4 protein-coding genes are annotated in these 3,202 nt (G+C 70.0%); 1 reads left to right on the top strand and 3 read right to left on the bottom strand.

Annotated elements, in window-relative coordinates; genetic code table 11:
* A partial coding sequence (locus AC1D12_RS29050; protein ID WP_477844617.1) for a hypothetical protein occupies nt 1-463 on the top strand: 463 nt, incomplete at its 5' end.
* 294 nt (nt 464-757) lie between these two features.
* Here the strand turns inward: AC1D12_RS29050 and AC1D12_RS29045 are convergent.
* The 3 genes from AC1D12_RS29045 to AC1D12_RS29035 all read right to left on the bottom strand — a co-directional run.
* The gene (locus tag AC1D12_RS29045; RefSeq protein WP_477844615.1) at nt 758-1,675 is read right to left on the bottom strand and encodes a hypothetical protein; all 918 of its coding nucleotides are present in this window, start codon (nt 1,673-1,675) and stop codon (nt 758-760) included.
* Nucleotides 1,676-1,711: 36 nt separating this feature from the next.
* On the bottom strand, nt 1,712-2,233 hold the full coding sequence (locus tag AC1D12_RS29040) for a hypothetical protein (RefSeq protein ID WP_477844613.1): 522 nt from the start codon (nt 2,231-2,233) through the stop codon (nt 1,712-1,714).
* Nucleotides 2,234-2,358: 125 nt separating this feature from the next.
* A partial coding sequence (locus tag AC1D12_RS29035; protein WP_477844611.1) for a S8 family serine peptidase occupies nt 2,359-3,202 on the bottom strand: 844 nt, incomplete at its 5' end.

Here is a 3,202-nt window from a genome sequence, read left to right as displayed (position 1 = left end):
GGCCTCGATCGAGTTGATATCTGACCAGCTGCGGCCGCTGCTGCAGGCGCTGCTGCATGACCCCCAGGGCAGCGTGCTCGCCTCGCTGCGGCCGCGCGACGAGGACTACGGCAAGGCCTTCGTGCCTTCGTCGGTGCAGGCCGCACGCGAGGGCTACGCGGCGGTGTGGGCGCAGCTGCCGCGCCTGGGCCGTGCCTCACGCGACAGCCGCATCGTGCCGCGCCTGGCACCCGCCGGCATGCTGGCGGACGAGAACGACCTGTCCTGGCACTTTCCCGGCGGCTACCGCAGCATCGCCGGGCTGCTGCAGCCGCAGCGCGTGTGGGCGGCGTGGAAAGTGATCGAGCCCGGTCGCGATGCCGGCACCTCCTATGACGGGCTGGTGTGGCTGGATGACCACTGGGCGTGGTTTCCGAAGCCGTACCGGGTGCTGGGGCCGCGAGGTGAAGCGCCGCGACCATAGTTTCACAATCGAGCGGACTTGCGAGCAGTACTCCTTATCCAGTGGTGACCGCAAACGAGCCCCGGCTACCAGCGGCTGAACTCTCCCGCACGGTGGCTTTTTGGTGGCGAGGATTGCCGCTCGTGGTTGCATACCGACGTTTTCCACCGCATGTGGCCACCCAATGCTGAGGGTTAGCTCCCTTCGATCGGAGGGGTACTTGCTCGACATTTTTTAGCAATCTCTTTTAAATCAATAGGTTAGGCAAGCCTCGCCCGGATGAGGTTTACCTCCGGCACACAGTTCGAGAAGCTGTCACCAGGCGTGCGTCACTCCGATCCCGCCGAAGAGAACACCGCCATGGGTCTTGCCATGCGTCTGCCCGAGAGTGGGCATGACCGTCCACCTCGGTGTGGGTTCGACTGCCGCCGTGAATTGCAGCGTTCGCACCGTTCCCGGCTCGTCCTGGACCTTGTCGACCAACACCTCGGCGGACACGGAGGCCGTGCCGATCTGGTGTCGGCTGCCGAGCTTGAAGCTGCGGCTCAGCGCTGCTTCATCGCGCGATACCACTGAGGCGCTGGTGGGCTGCAGCACGCCGGCGAGAAGGCCAGTCCCCCCGCTGCCGCCACCCTGCTGCGTCGAGAGCTTGTAGCCGTAGCGCATGCCAGACGCATAGATCCGCCACGCCGGCGTGACGTGCACATGGCCGTGGAGACCGAAGCCAGGCCCCTTGAGCTGTTGTTGCTCGACGGTGACGTCGCCCGGTACGAGCGACGTACCCGTGGTGCCCTGGCCGTGCGCATCGCGGTGGTGCCCGTCCACCCCCACGCCGACGCGCTCGCCCAGCCACGTGACCGAGGCGTCCCAGTYGGTCTGGCGCCATGCATCGCCGCCGTTCCGGCGGTTCGCGGCCAGCGAGGCATTCCAACCGTCACCGATGAAGCCGGTGGCCGCGCTGAACACGCTCACGCGGCGGGCGGCGCCGGCCACGTCGAGGCGTGTCTGCCCGCTCCCGAACTGGACCCAGCCCCGTTCGCCGACCGGGAGCGACAGCACACCAAGCGCCGCCGTGTTGTGGCGGGCATCCCGCTGCACGTTGGCCTCGACGTAGCGCATGCCGGCATTGGCAGCTTGCGTGTCGCCGGACTCGTCGGCAAGAGCAGGACGGCAGGCAAGCAAAGCCAGGCAGCAAGCGAGGGAACTGGCGGGCAGGCGCTGGAGACGGGTCATGTCAATGCGGGAGGCAGTCGTGGAGGCATCCTCGGATCAGCGGCCCACATGGGCGCTGGTGCCGCCCGAGGCCGAAGCGTTCACCGAGCGGTCGGGACGCGTGACCTCGGCCGATCCTGCAACCGAGGCGTTGTCGCCGACGGCAGTCTGGCCCTCGGCCTGCGCGTGCACCGGGGTTGAGGTGACCTTGCGAACCGCAGTGCCCGCCGTGGTCCTGGCGGCGGCCGCCTTCTCGACGACCTGGCCGCGACCGGCCTGCGCCGTGGCGTTCGCCTTCTGCTGTGCATCGGCCGACACGTCGACCGCCGCCTCCTTGGCCTGGTTCATCTGGCCGCTCACGGCGCCGGCCGTCTCGCGCACCTTGCGGCCGGCCGCTTCGTCGCGCTGGACRTTGACGCGCGCCWGACCCTGCACGTCGGCGCTGCGCATGCCTGCGCTGCCGCCGAGGCCGGCTGAACCGCTGCCCAGCAGGCCGGCGTGGGCGGTCGACGCCAGCACGAACGTGGCGAGCACGGCGATCGAGAGAGTGGACAGCGACAAGGAATGTTGCGTGGTCATGAGAAGGATCTCCTTGGACAGTGGCGGAGGGGCGGCCTTCCCGACCCTCTTGCCATGTACAACGAGCCGCATCGGCGAATCCTTCCCTGCCAAGATGTAACAGTTGGCCGCGGGGTCGCCGTGCTTCACCAACGCCGCGCGGACACCCGCTCAGGCGCCGTCCTGGCGCCCTCGCCCACCAGCCCGAAGCCGAACACGTCGTCACGGCCGGCAGCGCCCAGGTCGGTCGCGCTGCGCTCCAGCAGCAACAGCGCTGCGGCGGCGGTCTTCGGATCGGGCTCCTGCAAGGCTTCCGCGAGCAGGCCGGCGACGATCGGCGCGGCGAAGGAGGTACCGCGTGCGGACGCATACCCGCCCCCTGCCCTTGCCACCGCCACGTCGGCGCCGGGTGCCACGAGGCACACCTGGGGACCCTGGGCCGCCTCGGGCAGTACGCTGCGACGGGTCGTCACGCCACTCACGCCCACCACGCCGGCATAGGACGCGGGATACAGCCGCGGCGCGGCCGGCCCGTCGTTGCCGACCGCCGCCACGATCAGGTGGCCGCGCCGGGTGACGGCCTGGGTGGCCCTGTCCAGCAGCGCGTTGGGCGGGCCGACCAGGCTCACGTTGATGACCGCCACGCGCTCTCGCACCATCCACGCCAGAGCTTGCGCCACGTTCTCGGCTGCGCCCCCGTCGGGCGCGTCGCAATAGACATCCGCGGCGAAGAGTTCGGCGCTGGGCTGCAGGCCGCTGAACGCGCCGTCGCGGCCCACCAGCAGCGAGGCCACGGCGGTGCCGTGCCGGCTGGGCACCTCGCGACCGTCGCAGCCCGAGGTATGCAGGCGCGCCTGCTCGAAGGCAGGATGGCGGCGGTCGACCCCGCCGTCGATCAGCCCGACGCGGCGCCGCGCAGCCGGTGCCGGTGTCGATGCCGCCAGAGCGGCCGATTCGGCTGCCACCGCGCCGCTGTGCCCATAGAGATGG

The sequence above is a fragment of the Rhizobacter sp. P1_G5 genome (genome assembly GCF_056405435.1).
This window is presented reverse-complemented; position numbering and strand designations above follow the sequence as displayed.